The 17,210-nt window shown below is 71.0% G+C and carries 15 protein-coding genes; 10 read left to right on the forward strand and 5 right to left on the reverse strand.

Annotation, left to right across the window (positions count from 1 at the left end; all coding sequences use genetic code 11):
* Position 1 precedes the first annotated feature (1 nt).
* A complete protein-coding gene (locus OG490_RS25680; RefSeq protein WP_330298632.1) occupies positions 2-2,005 on the forward strand; it encodes a kelch motif-containing protein in 2,004 nt (667 codons plus the stop codon).
* Between the two features lie 31 nt (positions 2,006-2,036).
* Here the strand turns inward: OG490_RS25680 and OG490_RS25685 are convergent, their stop codons facing one another.
* Both OG490_RS25685 and OG490_RS25690 read right to left on the reverse strand, forming a co-directional pair.
* A complete protein-coding gene (locus OG490_RS25685) occupies positions 2,037-3,053 on the reverse strand; it encodes a glycoside hydrolase family 6 protein (protein WP_330298633.1) in 1,017 nt (338 codons plus the stop codon).
* Positions 3,054-3,201: 148 nt separating this feature from the next.
* Entirely contained in the window at positions 3,202-4,191 is a 990-nt protein-coding gene (locus tag OG490_RS25690; protein ID WP_330301066.1) for an ArsR/SmtB family transcription factor, read from the reverse strand.
* A gap of 140 nt (positions 4,192-4,331) precedes the next feature.
* Here OG490_RS25690 and OG490_RS25695 point away from each other — a divergent pair, with 140 nt between their 5' ends.
* The 5 genes from OG490_RS25695 to OG490_RS25715 all read left to right on the forward strand — a co-directional run bounded on the left by OG490_RS25695 (position 4,332) and on the right by OG490_RS25715 (position 9,205).
* On the forward strand, positions 4,332-5,603 hold the full coding sequence (locus OG490_RS25695) for an MFS transporter (protein ID WP_330298634.1): 1,272 nt from the start codon (positions 4,332-4,334) through the stop codon (positions 5,601-5,603).
* A gap of 86 nt (positions 5,604-5,689) precedes the next feature.
* Complete coding sequence (locus OG490_RS25700) at positions 5,690-6,199, forward strand: MarR family winged helix-turn-helix transcriptional regulator (RefSeq protein ID WP_330298635.1); 510 nt, start codon at positions 5,690-5,692, stop codon at positions 6,197-6,199.
* A gap of 230 nt (positions 6,200-6,429) precedes the next feature.
* The gene (locus OG490_RS25705; protein ID WP_330298636.1) at positions 6,430-6,759 is read left to right on the forward strand and encodes a DUF3817 domain-containing protein; all 330 of its coding nucleotides are present in this window, start codon (positions 6,430-6,432) and stop codon (positions 6,757-6,759) included.
* A gap of 95 nt (positions 6,760-6,854) precedes the next feature.
* On the forward strand, positions 6,855-8,555 hold the full coding sequence (locus OG490_RS25710; protein ID WP_330298637.1) for an acyl-CoA mutase large subunit family protein: 1,701 nt from the start codon (positions 6,855-6,857) through the stop codon (positions 8,553-8,555).
* 92 nt (positions 8,556-8,647) lie between these two features.
* Positions 8,648-9,205, forward strand: a complete 558-nt coding sequence (locus OG490_RS25715) for a hypothetical protein (protein WP_330298638.1) — start codon at positions 8,648-8,650, stop codon at positions 9,203-9,205.
* Here OG490_RS25715 and OG490_RS25720 read toward each other — a convergent pair.
* Entirely contained in the window at positions 9,135-9,800 is a 666-nt protein-coding gene (locus tag OG490_RS25720; RefSeq protein ID WP_330298639.1) for a TetR/AcrR family transcriptional regulator, read from the reverse strand. The two genes, OG490_RS25715 and OG490_RS25720, sit on opposite strands and share 71 nt — an antisense overlap.
* Positions 9,801-10,066: 266 nt before the next feature.
* Here OG490_RS25720 and OG490_RS25725 point away from each other — a divergent pair, with 266 nt between their 5' ends.
* The 4 genes from OG490_RS25725 (at position 10,067) to OG490_RS25740 (ending at position 14,347) form a co-directional block, all read left to right on the forward strand.
* Positions 10,067-11,071 carry a co-chaperone YbbN gene (locus tag OG490_RS25725; protein WP_330298640.1) on the forward strand — a complete coding sequence of 335 codons (1,005 nt, stop codon included), beginning with the start codon at positions 10,067-10,069 and terminating at the stop codon, positions 11,069-11,071.
* A gap of 641 nt (positions 11,072-11,712) precedes the next feature.
* Positions 11,713-12,363: a DUF6230 family protein gene (locus tag OG490_RS25730; protein WP_330298641.1), complete on the forward strand. Its 651-nt coding sequence runs from the start codon at positions 11,713-11,715 to the stop codon at positions 12,361-12,363.
* 90 nt (positions 12,364-12,453) lie between these two features.
* Complete coding sequence (locus OG490_RS25735) at positions 12,454-13,041, forward strand: DUF6114 domain-containing protein (protein WP_330298642.1); 588 nt, start codon at positions 12,454-12,456, stop codon at positions 13,039-13,041.
* Complete coding sequence (locus OG490_RS25740; RefSeq protein ID WP_443065874.1) at positions 13,031-14,347, forward strand: hypothetical protein; 1,317 nt, start codon at positions 13,031-13,033, stop codon at positions 14,345-14,347. Before OG490_RS25735 ends, OG490_RS25740 begins: the two co-directional genes overlap by 11 nt.
* 113 nt (positions 14,348-14,460) lie before the next feature.
* Here the strand turns inward: OG490_RS25740 and pyk are convergent, their stop codons facing one another.
* On the reverse strand, positions 14,461-15,891 hold the full coding sequence (gene pyk, locus OG490_RS25745; protein ID WP_330298644.1) for a pyruvate kinase: 1,431 nt from the start codon (positions 15,889-15,891) through the stop codon (positions 14,461-14,463).
* 63 nt (positions 15,892-15,954) lie between these two features.
* Positions 15,955-17,169 carry an acetate kinase gene (locus OG490_RS25750; RefSeq protein ID WP_330298645.1) on the reverse strand — a complete coding sequence of 405 codons (1,215 nt, stop codon included), beginning with the start codon at positions 17,167-17,169 and terminating at the stop codon, positions 15,955-15,957.
* Positions 17,170-17,210 lie beyond the last annotated feature (41 nt).

The following is a 17,210-nucleotide window of genomic DNA, read 5'->3' on the forward strand; positions in this document are numbered from 1 at the left end:
CATGGGGTACCGCCCGTCCAAGCAGTTCAAGAAGACCCTTCTGGGCACCGGCGCCGCCGTCCTGCTGGTCGCCCTCAACGCGCCCGCCGCGCTCTCCTTCGCCGAGGGCAAGTACCACTCGTACAAGATCGGACAGTCCAGCTACCGCATCCAGTACGGCTCCTGGGGGCTCATCGGCCTCCCCGAGGAGTACCGGATCAACGCCATGCACGCGGCGCTGCTGCACACCGGCAAGGTGCTGCTGATCGCCGGATCCGGCAACAACCAGCAGAACTTCGACAAGGGCACCTTCTCCACCATCCTGTGGGACCCGAAGGACGACACCTTTAAGAAGATCCCGACCCCGGAGGACTTCTTCTGCTCCGGCCACAGCCAACTCCCCGACGGGCAGCTGCTGGTGGCCGGCGGCACCGCACGCTACGAGGTGCTCGACGGCAAGGTCACCCGCGCGGGCGGCGGTATGCGGGTCAAGAACGAGAGCCCCGACCAGGCGGTCAAACTGCCCAAGGGGACCGTCTTCCGCTCCCCGTCCGGAGTGGAGTACGTCTCGAAGTTCGACGTCACCGTCCCCAAGGCCACCCGGCAGTTCGAGGTCACCTACGGGCGCGGCGGGCAGATGATGCCCTGGAAGACCAAGGTGGTGGCCGCCGAGGCGAGGGTCTTCGTCGAAGCGGCCGAGGAAGGCGCCGGCGGACTGACCACCCAGGCCGCGCAGTACGAGGTGGTCGGCCTCGCCGGCAAGGACGCGCGCAACGTCTACGGGCTCGCGGAGCGGCTCAGCGCGGACAAGCAGGACTTCCAGGGCATCAAGTCCGCCTACGAGTTCGACCCCAAGGCGGAGAAGTACGTACCGGTCGACCCGATGCGGGACGCCCGCTGGTACCCGACCCTGGTCGGGCTGGCCGACGGGCGGGTGCTGGCGGTGTCCGGGCTCAACGACGTGGGCGACGTCGTACCCGGCGACAACGAGTACTACGACCCGCGGACCAAGAAGTGGGCCAAGGGGCCCTTCCACTACTTCCCCACCTACCCCGCCCTCTTCCTCACCCAGGGCGGCAAACTGCTCTACACCGGCTCCAACGCGGGCTACGGGCCCAAGGACAAGGGCCGCGAGCCGGGCCTGTGGGACCTGAAGGCCAACCGGTTCCAGAAGATCGGCGGACTGGCCGACCCCGACCAGCTGGAAACCTCCTCCTCCGTACTGCTCCCCCCGGCCCAGGACCAGAAGGTGATGGTCCTCGGGGGCGGCGGGGTCGGCGAGTCCCGGCTCGCGACCGCCCGGACGGCCGTCGTCGACCTCAAGGAGGACAACCCCGTCTTCCGCTCGACCGCCCGGCTGCCGCAAGGGGTGCGCTACCTGAGCAGCGTGCTGCTCCCCGACGACTCCGTCTTCACCACGGGCGGCTCCGCCGACTACCGCGGCCGGGGCGCCAGCGACATCCACAAGGCGCAGTTCTACTACCCGCGCACCGACACCTTCGTGAGCGCCGCCTCCCCGACCGTCGGCCGCAACTACCACTCCGAGGCGCTGCTGCTGCCCGACGGCCGGGTGGCCACCTTCGGCTCCGACCCGCTCTTCGCGGACAAGGACAACACCAAGCTGGGCAAGTTCGAACACCGGCTGGAGGTGTACACCCCGCCCTACCTGTACCGGGACGCCGCACTGCGGCCGGCCCTCGGCGAGGGGCCCGAGGAGATCGTGCTCGGCGGCCGGGCCACCTTCGGGGCGGTGCGGGCGCAGCGCATCGAGCGGGCCCGGCTGATGCGGCCGAGCGCGGTCACGCACACCACGGACGTGGAACAGCGCTCGGTGGAGCTCGGACTGAGCAGGACGGCCGGCTCGGTGACGGTCACCGTCCCGGCGGACCCGACGCTGGTGCCGCCCGGCTGGTACATGCTCTTCGTGACGGACGCGGACGGGACGCCGTCGGTGGCGAAATGGGTACGGGTACGGGAGGCCCCCAAGCCCGTACCGAGGGAGCCCCGGGACGGCTGGATGAGCTAGCGCCTCCCGGCAGCAGATCCGAAAGGACGCACTAGTCCGTCGAGCGGCGGGCCAGGCCCAGGGCGTAGTCCGGCCACCACTTGCCGGCCGGCGGGCCGCCGCGGCAGGTGCCGTCGGACTCGCCGGGCCGCTTGATCCAGAGGTACGCGTCCACGAGCGGGTCACCCGTCTCGACGGTCGGCGGGGTGCCCAGGGCCCGGCCCGGCGGGTTGCACCAGGCCTGCGAGCGGTCGCCCCGGAGCGGGCCGTCGCCGTTGCGGCTGGTGTCGATGACGAAGTGCTTGCCCTTGGTGGCCTTGGAGATGACGGCCCCGTACTCCCGGCCGGCCGCGCTGGGCTGGAAGTTGGAGACGTTGAGGGAGAAGCCGTCGGCGCGCTCCAGCCCGGCCTTGTACAGGGGCTCGACCAGCTTCATCGGGTCCGGGATCCACGCGGGATTGCCGGCGTCCAGGTAGACCTTGGTGTTCTTGTTGCGCTTGAGCCGGTCGATGGCCTCGGAGAGCAGCCGCAGCCGCTCCTCGTGGTGCCCGGCCTGAGTGCAGCCGTCGACGATGTGCGGGACGGCGTCCGGTTCCAGGACGACCAGGGCCTTGGCGTCGGCGATGTTGTCGGCGAAGGCTCCGATCCAGCTGCGGTAGGCGGTGGCGTCGCCCGCGCCGCCGGCGGAGTGCTGGCCGCAGTCCCGGTAGGGGATGTTGTACGCGGTGAGCACGAGGGTGCGCCCGGCGGCCCTGGCGCTCTCCCGGGCCCGGCGGATCTCCGGCCCGGGATCGTCCCCCGGACCCCACAGGGCCATCGGCCGGTCGGAGATCCGCCGCAGCACCTGCGCGTCGCTGTTGCGGCCCTGCGCCTCCCAGGCGGCTACCTGCCGGGAGGCGTCGCTCTGCGGGTCCACCCAGAACGGGGACTCGTCGACCAGGCCGACCGCGGCGGGGTGGTTGGGGGGCGCGGACTCCGGCTGCGCGGTCGGGACGGGGGTGCAGGCGGTCGCCGTGACGGCGGCGGCGAGCGCGAGCGCGGCCGCGAGGGCTCTGAGAGGGCCTGGCATCCGGCGGCTTCCTCGGGACGAAGGGGCGGGCAGCGGGCCGGGATATCGTGACATAACGGTCAGGCGGGGCGAGCTGCGACACCGCCGCGTGCGGCCGGGTGGGCGTGATCCCCGCCCGCCACGATGTGATTCCCGCCCGGCCGTGCCCTTATGAGCCGCTCGCGCCCTCCGCCAGGGCGATCGCCAGCGGAGTGCGTTCGTAGAGGATCTGGTGGCCGTGGCGGGACGGCATCAGCAGGCCCGCCCCCGTCAGCGCCTTCAGGTGGGAGGAGACCGTGGAGGGGGCCAGGGACAGGCGGTGGGCCAGGGCCGTGGTGGAGGCCGGGTCGGTGAGGGCGCACAGGACATCGGCGCGGGCCCGGCCCAGCAGCCGGGCCAGGGCCTCGGGGGTCGGGCCGGCCGAGGCCGTCCACAGGGCGCCGATGCCCCGGGCCGGGTACACCAGCGTCGGCTGCCACGGCGGGTCGTAGCCGCCGACCACCTCCGGCCAGACGAAGGCGCTCGGCATCAGCAGGAGGCCCTGGCCGTCGAGCGAGCGGTCGTGGTGGCCCGGCCGGTCGATGGTCAGGGTGTTCCCCGACCACCGCAGATCCGGGTGGAGCCCGTCGAAGAGGGCCTGGAGCCCGCCCGCCGCCAGCCGCCGCGAGTGGAACAGGATGTCCGCCTCCAGCAGGGCCCGCAGCCGCGGCCAGTGCGGGGCGACCAGGCACTGCCAGGCCCGTTCGTACAGATCGGCCAGTTCCCGGACCGCCCGCTCCGGATCCGCCAGCATCCGCTGCCCGGCCTCGCTCTCCAACGCCCCCGGGGTGCACACCAGGGAGCGCCGCAGGTCCTCCCGGGCGGCCCCCGGATCGGCGGACCGGACCCGCGCCAGCTCCTCCTCGAAGGTGACCGACGGGCCCGTCGGCGGCGGGCTGAGGAAATCCGGATTGTGCCCGGCCCGCGGCATCAGCAGCCACAGCGGCCGCAGGTCCAGCCCGTCCGCGGCCGCGCGGATCCGGCGCAGCCAGGGCAGGTGGTAGGCCTGCCGCTGCGGGCGCAGCAGGACGCGCACCGCCTCCTGGGTCTCCCAGCGCGGGGAGATCGAGAACCGGCAGCGCAGCAGGTCGGCCGGGCCGAAGCGGAAGTGGAAGGTGATGGCCGGGCCTCCTGACGGGTTCGGCCGACTGTTGCGACTGACTGGTTCGGCCGAGTGATTCGGCCGAGTGATTCGGCCGAGTGATTCGGCTGGGCTCGAATCTCTGTCCCGCCAGACTAGGCGCCGCCAGGGTGGCCCGTATGACCACCGCACGCCGGGCCGATGCCGATGCCGATGCCGAAGTCGATGCAGGGACCGGCTACCGCCCCGTCTTCCGCGTCCGCGAGTTCCGGCCCGTCTTCGCCGCCCACCTGTTGTCCGTGCTCGGCGTCGTCATCGCCGAGATCTCCCTGACCGTCCTCGTCTTCCGGGCCACCGGCTCGCCCCTGATGAGCGCCCTCACCTTCGCCCTCGGCTTCCTCCCCTACGCCCTCGGCGGCACCCTCCTCGCCCCCGTCGCCGACCGGCTCCCCGCCCGCCGGGTGCTCGTCGGCTGCGACCTCGTCTGCGCGGCCTGCGCGGCGGCCATGGCCCTGCCGGGGACCCCGGTCGCGCTGCTCCTCGTACTGCGCTGCGCCATGGCCTTCGTGGCTCCGCTGTTCCAGGGCGCCCGCGCCGCCTCCCTCGTCGACGTCCTCGGCCCCGGCGAGGCCTACGTCCTGGGCCGCTCGCTGCTGCGGATGGTGGCCCAGAGCGCCCAGCTCATCGGCTTCGGCCTCGGCGGACTGCTGCTCACCGTCCTCGCCCCGCGCGGGGCCATCACCCTCACGGCCGCCGGCTTCCTCGCCTCCGCGCTGCTCCTGCGCTTCGGCACCCGGGCCCGGCCCGCCCGTACCGGGCAGGGCGCCGCGCGCACTTCCCCGATCGCCGGACTGCGCGCCGTCCTGGGTCACCGCCGGCTGCGCGCGCTCACCCTGCTGTGCTGGCTGCCGCCGCTCTTCACCGTCGTCCCCGAGGCACTGCTCACCCCGTACGCCGCCGGAATCGGCGCCTCCACCGCCGTGCTCGGGCTGCTGATGTGCGCGCTGCCGGTCGGCACCATCGCGGGGGAGCTGTGGGCGGGTTCCGCGCTCACCGCCCGAACGCGTTCGCGGATCGTGGCCCCGCTCGCCGCCGTCGGGATGCTGCCGCTGCTCGTGTACGCCGTCCGGCCCGGGGTCCTGGTGCTCCTGGCCGCGCTCGTACTGGCCGGACTCGCCCACGCCTACACCCTCGGACTCGACGGCTGGTACGTGGACGCCGTCCCCGAGGAGTTGCGCGGCCGGGCGATGACCCTGCTCAGCACCGGTCTGATGACCCTCCAAGGGGTCGGCATGGCGCTGGCCGGGGTCGCCGCGGAGTTCTTCCCGGTGCACGTGGTGGTCACGGGCGCCGCGGTGCTCGGGACGGGGGCCGTCCTGCTGCTGCTGGCCGAGGTGCGCGCGACGGACGGCGGCGCGGACGGCGGCGCCGGCAGCGGGCAGAAGGGCTGAGCGGGCTCCAGGAAGGTTCGCGGGGCGGTGGACCGAAGCATGAGACGGATCCCGCCGCCAAATGACCGCCCGGTAGGGTCTGATGCGTGCCCAAGCCGCTCAGCCTTCCCTTCGACCCCATCGCCCGCGCCGACGAACTGTGGCAGCAGCGCTGGGGTCCGGTGCCCTCGATGGCCGCGATCACCTCGATCATGCGGGCGCACCAGATCCTGCTCGGAGAGGTCGACGCGGTCGTCAAGCCGTACGGGCTGACCTTCGCGCGGTACGAGGCACTGGTGCTGCTGACCTTCTCCAAGGCCGGCGAGCTGACCATGTCGAAGATCGGCGAGCGGCTGATGGTCCACCCGACCTCGGTCACGAACACGGTGGACCGGCTGGTGAGGTCCGGTCTCGTAGCCAAGCGCCCCAATCCGAACGACGGCCGCGGCACGCTCGCGTCGATCACGGACAAGGGCCGCGAAGTGGTCGAGGCGGCGACGAAGGCGCTGATGGAGATCGACTTCGGACTGGGCGCCTACGACGCCGAGGAGTGCGGGGAGATCTTCGCCCTGCTCCGCCCGCTGCGGGTGGCCGCGGCGGACTTCGAAGAGAGCTAGTGCCGCGTCAGGCAACGTTCGCCCCGTCGCGACGCCCGGCACGCACTCTCGCCGCACCGGCCAAAAGCCAAGTACGTCCAGTACAAGCGCTTCCGGCCGGCACGCCGAGAGCACGCACCGGGCGCCGCTCCTTGAGGGGCAAACGTTGCCTGACGCGGCACTATCCCCTTCGGCCCCGGGAACCCGGCCCCCGTCAAGATCGTGCAAACCGGACGGCTAGGCTCGACGGCATGAAACGAAGCGTGCTGACCCGCTACCGCGTCATGGCCTACGTGACCGCGGTCATGCTCCTGATCCTCTGCTCCTGCATGGTGGCGAAGTACGGCTTCGACACCGGTGCCGACCTGACCTTCGCGGTCTCGCAGGCGCACGGTGTGCTGTTCATGATCTACCTGGTGTTCGCCTTCGACCTGGGCTCCAAGGCCAAGTGGCCGTTCGGCAAGCTGCTCTGGGTCCTGGTCTCCGGCACCATTCCGCTCGCGGCCTTCTTCGTCGAGCGCAAGGTCCGCGCCGAGGTCGAGCCCCTGGTGACCGACTCGCTGGCCACCGCCAAGGCCTGAGGACCCGGCGTTCCGCTCGGCTCTTCCACCCCCGGGACGACTCCCCGGGGGTTGGCCATCGACATTTACTAGGACGTCCTAGTAAATTCATGGGTATGGACGCTGACGCCATCGAGGAAGGCCGCCGTCGCTGGCAGGCCCGGTATGACAAGGCCCGCAAGCGCGAGGCCGATTTCACGACGCTCTCCGGAGATGACGTCGACCCCGTCTACGGGCCCCGGCCCGGGGACGCGTACGAGGGCTTCGAGCGCATCGGATGGCCGGGGGAGTACCCGTACACCCGCGGCCTGCACGCCACCGGCTACCGGGGGCGGACCTGGACCATCCGGCAGTTCGCCGGCTTCGGCAACGCCGAGCAGACCAACGAGCGCTACAAGATGATCCTGGCCGCCGGCGGCGGCGGGCTCTCCGTCGCCTTCGACATGCCGACCCTGATGGGCCGGGACTCCGACGACCCCCGCGCGCTGGGCGAGGTCGGGCACTGCGGGGTCGCCATCGACTCCGCCGCCGACATGGAGGTCCTCTTCAAGGACATCCCGCTCGGCGACGTGACCACCTCCATGACCATCAGCGGGCCCGCCGTCCCCGCCTTCTGCATGTACCTCGTGGCCGCCGAGCGCCAGGGCGTGGACCCGGCCGTCCTCAACGGGACGCTCCAGACGGACATCTTCAAGGAGTACATCGCCCAGAAGGAGTGGCTCTTCGAACCCGAGCCGCACCTGCGCCTCATCGGCGACCTCATGGAGTACTGCGCCAACGGCATCCCCGCCTACAAGCCGCTCTCCGTCTCCGGCTACCACATCCGCGAGGCCGGGGCCACGGCCGCGCAGGAGCTCGCGTACACCCTGGCCGACGGCTTCGGATACGTGGAGCTGGGCCTCTCGCGCGGCCTGGATGTGGACCACTTCGCGTCCGGCCTCTCCTTCTTCTTCGACGCGCACCTCGACTTCTTCGAGGAGATCGCCAAGTTCCGCGCCGCCCGCCGGATCTGGGCCCGCTGGATGAAGGAGGTGTACGGGGCGAAGTCCGAGAAGACGATGTGGCTGCGCTTCCACACCCAGACCGCCGGTGTCTCCCTCACCGCGCAGCAGCCGTACAACAACGTCGTGCGCACCGCCGTCGAAGCCCTCGCGGCCGTCCTCGGCGGCACCAACTCGCTCCACACCAACGCCCTCGACGAGACCCTCGCACTGCCCAGCGAGCAGGCCGCCGAGATCGCCCTGCGCACGCAGCAGGTGCTGATGGAGGAGACCGGCGTGGCCAACGTGGCCGACCCGCTGGGCGGCTCCTGGTACGTCGAGCAGCTCACCGACCGCATCGAGGCCGACGCGGAGAAGATCTTCGAGCAGATCAAGGAGCGCGGACTGCGCGCCCACCCGAACGGGCAGCACCCGATCGGCCCGGTCACCTCGGGCATCCTGCGCGGCATCGAGGACGGCTGGTTCACCGGGGAGATCGCCGAGTCGGCCTTCCAGTACCAGCGTTCCGTGGAGAAGGGCGACAAGCGGGTCGTCGGCGTCAACGTCCACCACGGCTCGGTCACCGGTGACCTGGAGATCCTGCGGGTCAGCCACGAGGTGGAGACCGTACAGGTGCGGGAGCTCGCGGAGCGCAAGGCCGCCCGGGACGACGCGAAGGTGAAGGGGGCGCTGGCGCAGATGCTGGCCGCCGCCCGGGACGGGTCCAACATGATTCCGGCCATGCTGGACGCGGTGCGCGCCGAGGCGACGATGGGCGAGATCTGCAACGTGCTGCGCGAGGAGTGGGGCACCTACACGGAGCCGCCCGGCTTCTAGTTCCGTGACGTTGAAAGTCATGACGTCGAAAGCCGGTACGTCGAGCGGCGCCTGACGGGGCATCGGGCGACACAAGCCCTAGGGTGGCGGCCATGAACGGCCGCCACCTTCCCGTTTCCGTGCGCGGAGTGAGCGTCCGCGTGGCCATGCAGACCAACTGCGGGCCGTACGCGTACATCGCCGCCGACTTCGAACCGCCCGGCCCCGGAGGCCGGACGGAGATCCTCAGCGCCGTAGGGGCCGCCCTGCTGCCCGAGGAGTACGTGTCCTGCGTGCGGGCCGGCATCGAGCGCGGGCTGGAGGGGGTGGCGGCCGCGGTGCTGCTCACCGACGCCGGGTTCCATCCGGTGGACTCCTCGGAGTACGGCTACCGGCTCGCCGGGCTGGAAGCGGGCCGCGCGGCCCTGGTCGCCTCCGGACTGCTGCCGCCGGAGGAGGCGGACAGCCTGCGCTGGGCCCAGTGGCCGGGCCGCGAGCGGCCCTGGCCGGGCCACAACCCGCGCTCGGAGGCCCTGCTCATGGCGGCCCCGGCCTGGTCCCGGGAGTTCCTTCCCCTCTCGGACGGGCGGCCCGCGGTGGTCACGCCGGCGATGCGGGGGCGGCCGGGAGGCCGGAAGCGCCCAGGAGGCCGTGCATCAGCAGGGCGGTGAAGGTGGCCACCCACATCTCGTCCACCGGCTCGGAGCTGACCAGCGCGCGGTGCACCACGGTGCCCGCGATCACGTCGAAGATCAGGCCCGTGGTGTGGCCGGCGAGGGCCGCGTCCTCCTCGTAGGGCAGCTCGCCGCGGGCCTGCGCCCGCTCGCGGCCCAGTACGACGAGACGTTTCTGCCGGTCCACGATGGCCGACCGGATCCGGTCCCGCAGGGCCTCGTCCCGGGTGGACTCGGCGACGACCGCCATCAGCGCGGTACGGGCCTCAGGGCGCCGCAGCAGCTCCGCGAACCGCAGCACCACGTACTCGATGTCGGCTTCGAGGGAGCCCCGGTCGGGAAGTTCGAGGGAGTCGAAGAGCTCCGCGACGGCGTCCACGACCAGCTCGTTCTTGCCCGCCCAGCGCCGGTAGAGGGTGGTCTTGGCGACCCCCGCCCGCGCCGAGACGTCCCCCATCGTCAGCTTCGACCAGCCCAGCTCCACCAGCGCGTCCCGGGTCGCCGCGAGGATCGCGGCGTCCGCCGCGGCACTGCGCGGGCGGCCGGTGCGGCCGGCCGGGGCGGGGGAGGGGCCTGAACTGGGGTTGCGCATGGCCGAGACCATACCCGTCGGTAGTACGCCGTTCATGTAGTGCCGGCGCCGGCGGCCTTCGCGGTGTGGTTCAGATCACGGGGCGCGGGCGGGCGGGGGGAGTTACGCTACGACTCGTAGCGTAAGAGCGACAACCACGCGAAGAGCTACCGGTGCCGGGTGGGGACCCGGCGCCACAACACGGCAGTACGTACAACGAGTACCGCGATCGGTTCGTTTCAGCCGATCTTTTTCGTCGGCGCGCGCACGCGGGGGAGGATGTACGCATGCAGCCCAGAAACATGTCCATGAGCGGCGTCGTCGACCTCGCCGCGGTGAAGGCGGCCGGCGAGGCCAAGGCGAAGGCCGAGCAGGCCCGCGCCGAGGCGTCCCGGCAGGCCGCCGAGGGCGGTGCGCCCGCGTCCGCCGGGGCCGTCCCGTCGTCCGCGCTCGTCTTCGACACCGACGAGACCCGCTTCGAGAGCCACGTGGTCCCGCTCTCGAACGAGGTCCCGGTCATCCTCGACTTCCGCGCCGAGGGCTTCGAGCAGGGCCGCGAGCTGAGCCTGCTGCTGGAGCGGCTCACGGTCGAGGCGAACGGCCGCCTGGCTCTGGCCGCGCTCGATGTCGCGGCCAGCCAGAACCTGATCCGCGAGTTCCGCATCCAGGCCCTTCCGGCGGTCTTCGCGCTGGTCGCCGGCCAGGCGATGCCGCTCTTCCAGGACTTCGCCCCCGAGGACGAGGTCCGCGCGATCCTGGCCCAGGTGGTCCAGATCGCCGAGGAGCGCTTCGGGGTCCTCGGTGTCCCCGTGACCCCCGGCGGCGAGGGCGGAGCCCCTGGCGAGGCCGCGGAGCCCGCCGAGGAGCCGGCCGGCCCCTACGACGCCCTGCTGGACGCGGCGGTCGAGGCGCTGGACGCGAACGACCTGGGTGGCGCGGTGCAGGCGTACAAGAACGTCCTGCTCTCCGACCCGGCCAACGCGGAGGCCAAGCTGGGCCTCGCGCAGGCCGAACTCCTGCTCCGCGTCAAGGACATGGACCCGCAGGCCGTGCGCACCGCGGCGGCCGAGAACCCGCGCGACCCGGCGGCTCAGATCGCCGCGGCCGACCTGGATCTGGCGGGCGGACACGTGGCGGACGCCTTCGGTCGCCTCGTGGACACGGTGCGGGTGACGTTCGGTGACGAGCGGGACGCGGTCCGGGTGAGGCTGCTGGAGATGTTCGAGGCCGTCGGCGGGGACAACCCGCTCGTGACGTCGGCGCGTACGGCGCTCGCCCGGGTGCTCTTCTAGGACCGGGTCCGGACCCGGTCCGACGCCCGGTCGAAGGCTCGGCCCGGCGCCCGGCCCGAGTCTCGGCCCGGCGCCGCTCCGGCGCCGGTGATTTGTTGACACGCAGACAAACAGCGGCCGCACTTTGCCAAAACTTGGCAATCGCGGCCGCTGTTACTCGCAGTAAATCGAACCCCGTGAACTGTCCGGTGTGTTCACTCTTCCTCCGATCTGTCGTGGCCCTGGGTGACACTCAGCGTTGCGGCCCGACAGCGGCAGGTCTTCCGTAGGTTATCTGGCCGTTACCCGCCAGTAACGAACCCCCTTGTGCCCCGGCCGTGAATGGACCACGATCGGCGACGCTCGGTCCTTCCCGCAGAGCCGCTCATCCGGAGCCGCGGTGGAGGGTCCCCACCGGGCCGGCCGGTGGCAGTGGCACCGGCCGTGGGACAGGGGGGTCTCCGCCGCACGGCGGTGCCTGTCCTCCAGGTTGCGCGAACGCGTGGCCAAGTGGTTGTCGCTCGGGGGTGAACGCCGGTGTTCCGGACGCGGCTGTGCCGCGGCCCGGCCGCTTGCGCTCCTTCCCGAGGACGTAGCACTTCTCCCATCCCAGGACGGGTACGGCCCGGACCGGAGATGTACGTCCGAGAAGGAGGAACGAAATGAGTTCTCAGATTCGTGGCGGGACCAGATGGAAGCGCTTCGCGCTCGTCATGGTGCCGAGCATCGCGGCCACGGCCGTGGTCGGTGTCGGTCTGGCGCAGGGTGCCCTCGCGGCCTCGTTCGCCGTGTCGGGCCAGGACTTCAAGGTCACCACCGACAAGCTGGACGGCACCAACCTCATCCAGTACGGCAGTGTCGCCAACGGCCACGACCTGAAGACGGGCGCCGAGGCACACCACCCGGTCACCATCTCCGGGTTCAGCCACGCCGAAATCACCAACATGTGCCAGTCGCTGGTGACGCCGACTCCGCTCGGCAACATCACGATGAAGCTGCAGACCGGCACCAAGGCCGGCAAGCCGGCGGTTGCCGACAACATCTACCTGGATGTTGCCGAGCTCGACGCCGACGCCGAGTTCACCAAGCTGGACATCGGTGTCGCGGTCGGCGACCCGTCGAACCCGACCAAGCCGCAGGCGGGTACGGTCGCCAGCCCGTACGCGTTCTCGCAGCGCGCCGAGCGGGCCGTTCTGACGAACGTCAAGCAGAAGGCCTGGGCCACCACGGCCGGCACCTTCAAGCTGCCCGACCTCAAGCTGCGCCTGCTCGGTGGCGACCAGCCGTGCTACCAGGACTCGGAAACCAACTGATCTCCTGATCGGCTGATCCATTCCGGAGCCTGACCGGACGACCGGGCTCCACACAGTTCAGTACCACCCGTTTCCAGGGAGCTGTTGTCCATGAACCCCCAGGCCCCGGTTTACGTGCGCGCCGAAGACGACGCCTGGCTCACCGCGGTGTACTACCGCTTCCATGCCTGGAGCGGCCGTCGCCCCTTCTGGGCGGGAGTGTTCACGCTCCTCGCGGGCCTCCCGATCGCGTACTTCCCGTACGCGGACCTGCGGCTCGGCAACGTCACCATCGCGATGGCGACGACGGCCGGTTCGGGGTCGCTGATCATCGGCGTCCTGCTGATCACGCTGGGCCTGACGCTCTGGTTCCAGCAGGGCGTACGCATCTTCGCCGGAGTCGCCTCGATCCTGCTGGCACTGGTGTCCCTGCCGGTGTCCAACCTCGGCGGTTTCGGCATGGGCTTCATCCTGGCCCTGGTCGGCGGCTGTCTCGCGCTGTCCTGGGTGCCGGCCCGTCCGGTGACGGACGAGGCGGGCCCACTGGACGACCGGGGCGCGGCGCAGGCCGTGGACCTGGGCAAGGCGGACGCGATGGAGGACGGCTTCCTTGCCGTACCCGGCCCGCGCGAGACGGAAACGGCATACGCGAGCGAGACGACTGCCCACGCCGATGGCGGGAGGAACAGTGCGGGGTGACCAAACGCAGCGGGGTGTGAACCCGGACGCGGAGTCCCGTGAAAGAAAGGGTCCGCGTCACGCGGCGCCCAGGAAGTCGCTGCTGACCAAGATCCAGATACCCGTCGGCAAGACGATGGCGCTGGCGGCCATGCCCACCGCGGTCTTCGTCGGCATGAGCATGGCGCCGAAGCTGGCCGTGGCCGACGAGGAGATCCCCTTCGCGCCCGGACCGTGCGTGACGCGGTCCGACGAGCCCGCGGAGTCGGCTTCCCCGTCGCCGTCCTCGTCCCCCTCGAAGACTCCCTCCGACACCGCTTCGAAGGGCCCGTCGAAGACGACGGAGCCCGCGCCGGGCAAGTCGCCGACCGCGGTGCCCTCGCCGAGCGCGAGCCCTTCCGCGTCCAAGCCGGTGGAGAAGCCGGCCGAGAAGTCCGCGGCGCCCGCCCAGAAGCAGACGGCCCCCGCTCCGGTGGCCAAGTCCTCGAACCCGCTGGACCCGCTGGGCGTGGGCGACGCGCTCAAGGGCCTCTTCGACGAGCTCGGCAAGCCCCTCAAGGCGGCGTCCGCCCCGGCCACGACACCGGCCACGACACCCGCCACGACGCCCTCCCCGGCGGCCCCCAAGCCGGCGGACAAGCCCGTCCCCGCCCCGGACCCGTCGGCGGCCGCGATCCGCGCCGCCGCGGACAAGGCGGGCGCCACGGTCGAGGAGCTCTCCGACGAGGTCAAGGACACCGCGACCACCCCGAAGGACGAGACCGGCGCCACCAAGCCGGCCGACGGGGACGAGACCAAGGCCAAGCCGGAGGCGACGAAGGACGCGGACGGGAAGGAACCCTTCCCCTGCCCGACCTACGACGCCAAGGCCCTGGCCGACGCCGAAGTGGAGCAGGGCATCCCGCTGCTCCCGGACGAGCCCTGGTACCTCAACAGCTCGCTGCTGACCCTCTACGGCCTGGACTACGCGGGCATCGTCGAGGTGAAGACGGGGAGCGGCAAGACCAAGAAGGTCCTGAAGTTCACGGCGGACTCGCTGGATATCAAGGACCTGTACCAGACGGTCGGCACCGGGCAGAACGTCGCCCACCTGAAGTCCCGTCCGGGTTCGACGTCGAAGATCCGCGGGGAAAAGGTGACGATGTACACCGAGAGCCTCAAGGGCAACCTCTTCGGCCTGATCCCGATCGAGTTCACCCCGAACAGCCCGCCGCCCCTGAACGTCCCCTTCGCGTTCTTCACGAACGTCAAGGTCGTCCAGGCCGGCCAGTTCGGCGGCACTCTGACCGTCCCCGGCCTCAAGAACTACATCGGCCCGGCGGAGTAGGACCGTACGGCCTCGCGCGGCCGCACGCACCGAGGGCGGCACCCCGGATCCTCATCGGATCAGGGGTGCCGCCCTCGGTCTCTGTGCGGCAGAGTGCGAACGGCGGGGCGACGTCAGTCGCGGGCGCCGCCGCCCAGGTGGTGGACGCGGACCATGTTGGTCGTGCCCGGGACGCCGGGGGGCGAGCCGGCCGTGATGATCATGGTGTCGCCCTTGTTGTAGCGCTTGAGCTTGAGCAGCTCGGCGTCCACGAGGTCGACCATCGCGTCGGTGTTGTCCACGTGGGGGACCACGTAGGACTCGACGCCCCAGCTCAGGGTGAGCTGGTTGCGGGTGCCCTCGTCGGTGGTGAAGGCCAGGATCGGCTGGGAGGCGCGGTAGCGCGACAGCCGGCGGGCGGTGTCACCGGAGTGGGTGAAGGCGACCAGGGCCTTGCCGTCGAGGAAGTCCGCGATCTCGCAGGCCGCACGGGCGACGGCGCCGCCCTGGGTACGGGGCTTCTTGCCCGGGACCAGCGGCTGGAGGCCCTTGGACAGGAGCTCCTCCTCGGCCGCCTCGACGATCTTCGACATCGTCTTGACGGTCTCGATCGGGTAGGCGCCGACCGAGGACTCCGCGGACAGCATGACCGCGTCCGCGCCGTCGAGGATCGCGTTGGCCACGTCGGAGGCCTCTGCGCGCGTCGGGCGGGAGTTGGTGATCATCGACTCCATCATCTGGGTCGCGACGATCACCGGCTTGGCGTTGCGGCGGCAGAGCTCCACGAGGCGCTTCTGCACCATCGGGACCTTCTCGAGCGGGTACTCGACGGCCAGGTCGCCACGGGCCACCATGACCGCGTCGAAGGCGGCTACGACGCCTTCCATGTTGGCGACGGCCTGCGGCTTCTCGACCTTGGCGATGACGGGGACCCGGCGGCCGACCTCGTCCATGACCTTGTGGACGTCCTTGACGTCGTTGGCGTCACGCACGAAGGACAGGGCGACCATGTCGCAGCCCATCCGCAGGGCGAAGCGGAGGTCGTCGATGTCCTTTTCCGACAGGGCGGGGACGTTGACGGCGGCACCCGGCAGGTTGATGCCCTTGTGGTCCGAGATGACACCGCCCTCGATGACGATGGTCTTGACCTGGGGGCCCTCGACCGAGGTCACCCGGAGCTCGACGTTGCCGTCGTTGATCAGGATCGGGTCGCCCTTGGAGACGTCGCCCGGCAGACCCTTGTAGGTGGTACCGCAGATGGACTTGTCGCCCGGGACGTCCTCGGTGGTGATGGTGAACTCGTCACCGCGGACGAGCTCGACGGGACCCTCGGCGAAGGTTTCCAGACGGATCTTCGGGCCCTGGAGGTCGGCGAGGACGCCGACGGCACGCCCGGTGTCCTCGGAGACCTTCCGGACGCGGTCGTACCGCTCCTGGTGTTCTGCCTGGGATCCGTGGCTGAAGTTGAATCGGGCCACGTTCATACCGGCCTCTACGAGCGCTTTCAGCTGCTCGTAAGAGTCGACGGCGGGGCCCAGCGTGCAGACGATTTTGGAACGGCGCATGGAGCGGATCCTATCGGTTTGTTTCGTAGCGGAATATTCCGTCTGGCGGAAAGTCCAAAGTGACTAACCGGTAACCAGCGCGTACGTCTGGCTGGCGATCTCCAGTTCCTCGTCCGTGGGGACCACGGCCACGGCCACCCGGGCGTACTCCGCGGAGACCAGACGCGGCTCGGGGGACCGTACCGAGTTGGCTTCGAGGTCGAGCGCCAGACCCAGCTCGGCCAGACCCGCCAGGGCCATTTCCCGGATCGACGAGGAGTTCTCGCCCACGCCCGCCGTGAAGGCGACCGCGTCCACCCGGCCCAGGACCGCCGAGTAGGCACCGATGTACTTCTTCAGGCGGTGGATGTACGAGGCCAGCGCCAGGCGCGCCGAGGCGTCGCCCTCTTCCGCCCGCCGCTGCACCTCGCGCATGTCGTTGTCGCCGCACAGACCCAGCAGACCGCTCTTCTTGTTCAGCAGCGAGTCGATCTCGTCGATCGACATGCCGCCCACCCGGGCCAGGTGGAAGACGACCGCCGGGTCCAGATCGCCCGAACGGGTCCCCATGACCAGCCCCTCCAGCGGGGTCAGGCCCATCGAGGTCTCCACACAGACGCCGCCGTGCACGGCCGAGGCCGAAGCCCCGTTGCCCAGGTGCAGCACGATCACGTTCACGTCCTCCTCGGCCTTGCCGAGGAGCTTGGCCGTGGCGCGGGCCACGTAGGCGTGGGAGGTGCCGTGGAACCCGTACCGCCGGATGGAGTACTTGTCCGCCGTGGCCGCGTCGATCGCGTACCGGGCCACGTGCTCCGGCATCGTCGAGTGGAAGGCCGTGTCGAAGACCGCCACCTGGGGCAGGTCCGGGCGGAGCTCGCGCGCCACCTCGATGCCCGTCACGTTCGCCGGGTTGTGCAGCGGCGCGAGCGGGATCAGCGCGCGGATCTCGGCCAGCACCGCGTCGTCGATCAGCGTCGGGTGCGTGAATTTGGTCCCGCCGTGCACCACCCGGTGGCCCACGGCCGCCAGTTCGGGGGAGTCCAGGCCCAGCCCGTCGGCGGCCAGCTCCGCCGCGACCGCCCGCAGCGCGGAGGCGTGGTCCGGGATCGGGCCTTCCTGCACGCGCTTGCCACCGGTAGCGCCCGGTCCGGTCAGCGGCTCGTGCGTGAGCCTGGAGGTCGCCTCGCCGATGCGCTCCACCAGGCCGACCGCCAGGCGGGAGGCGTCCGCCATGTCGAGCAGCTGGTACTTCACCGACGAGGAGCCGGAGTTGAGGACGAGTACGCGCGATGCGGTCACGATGAGGGTCTTTCCTTCTGGGTGGAGGGCTCGGTGGGGGA

The sequence above is a fragment of the Streptomyces sp. NBC_00503 genome (assembly GCF_036346895.1).
Taxonomy (GTDB): Bacteria; Actinomycetota; Actinomycetes; order Streptomycetales; family Streptomycetaceae; genus Streptomyces.

What these genes read in the sequence shown, in the direction of transcription:
- OG490_RS25695 (WP_330298634.1), top strand. Translation starts at nt 4,332, where the DNA reads ATGACCACCGCACGCCGGGCCGATGCCGATGCCGATGCCGAAGTCGAT.
- OG490_RS25735 (WP_330298642.1), top strand. Translation starts at nt 12,454, where the DNA reads ATGAACCCCCAGGCCCCGGTTTACGTGCGCGCCGAAGACGACGCCTGG.
- OG490_RS25710 (WP_330298637.1), top strand. Translation starts at nt 6,855, where the DNA reads ATGGACGCTGACGCCATCGAGGAAGGCCGCCGTCGCTGGCAGGCCCGG.
- OG490_RS25715 (WP_330298638.1), top strand. Translation starts at nt 8,648, where the DNA reads ATGAACGGCCGCCACCTTCCCGTTTCCGTGCGCGGAGTGAGCGTCCGC.
- OG490_RS25730 (WP_330298641.1), top strand. Translation starts at nt 11,713, where the DNA reads ATGAGTTCTCAGATTCGTGGCGGGACCAGATGGAAGCGCTTCGCGCTC.
- OG490_RS25680 (WP_330298632.1), top strand. Translation starts at nt 2, where the DNA reads ATGGGGTACCGCCCGTCCAAGCAGTTCAAGAAGACCCTTCTGGGCACC.
- OG490_RS25685 (WP_330298633.1), bottom strand. Translation starts at nt 3,053, where the DNA reads ATGCCAGGCCCTCTCAGAGCCCTCGCGGCCGCGCTCGCGCTCGCCGCC.
- pyk (WP_330298644.1), bottom strand. Translation starts at nt 15,891, where the DNA reads ATGCGCCGTTCCAAAATCGTCTGCACGCTGGGCCCCGCCGTCGACTCT.
- OG490_RS25720 (WP_330298639.1), bottom strand. Translation starts at nt 9,800, where the DNA reads ATGCGCAACCCCAGTTCAGGCCCCTCCCCCGCCCCGGCCGGCCGCACC.
- OG490_RS25725 (WP_330298640.1), top strand. Translation starts at nt 10,067, where the DNA reads ATGCAGCCCAGAAACATGTCCATGAGCGGCGTCGTCGACCTCGCCGCG.
- OG490_RS25705 (WP_330298636.1), top strand. Translation starts at nt 6,430, where the DNA reads ATGAAACGAAGCGTGCTGACCCGCTACCGCGTCATGGCCTACGTGACC.